The 616-nt window shown below is 69.5% G+C and carries 1 protein-coding gene; it reads left to right on the top strand.

Annotated elements, in window-relative coordinates; genetic code table 11:
- Positions 1–616: acyltransferase domain-containing protein (locus IE172_RS34220; RefSeq protein WP_190101264.1), on the top strand; the 616-nt coding region annotated here is incomplete at both ends.

Below are 616 nucleotides of genomic sequence, written 5' to 3' on the forward strand. Positions count from 1 at the left end.
CTGACCGAGGTGCTGCGCTCCGGCGCCGACTTGGACCGGGTCGACGTCATCCAGCCCGTCACCTGGGCCGTCATGGTCTCCCTCGCCGCCACCTGGCAGCACCTGGGCGTCCGTCCTGACGCCGTGGTGGGCCACTCCCAGGGCGAGATCGCCGCCGCCGCTGTGGCCGGCGCCCTCACCCTGGAGGACGCGGCCAAGGTCGTCGCCGTACGTGCACGGATCATCGGCGAACACCTCGCCGGGCTGGGCGCCATGGCCTCCATCCCGCAGTCCGCCCAGGCGGTCGAGGAAATCCTGACCAGCGGTGTCAGCATCGCCGCCGTCAACGGCCCCAACACCACCGTGGTTTCAGGCGACAAGGACGCCGTGGAAACCCTGGTCGCGGACCTTCAGGGCCAGGACATCCGGGCCCGGATCATCCCCGTCGACTACGCCTCACACTCGGCCCACGTCGAGACCATCCAGGACGAGATCGCCACCGCCCTCGCTGGAATCGAGCCCCGTCGGTCAGACGTCCCGTTCTTCTCCACCGTAGAGCGCGGCTTCCTGAACACCGAGGCGCTCGACGCCGGCTACTGGTACCGAAACCTCCGCCAGACCGTCCACTTCCACACCG

Source organism: Streptomyces griseoflavus (genome assembly GCF_014649995.1).
In the GTDB taxonomy this organism is placed as follows: Bacteria; Actinomycetota; Actinomycetes; order Streptomycetales; family Streptomycetaceae; genus Streptomyces; species Streptomyces griseoflavus.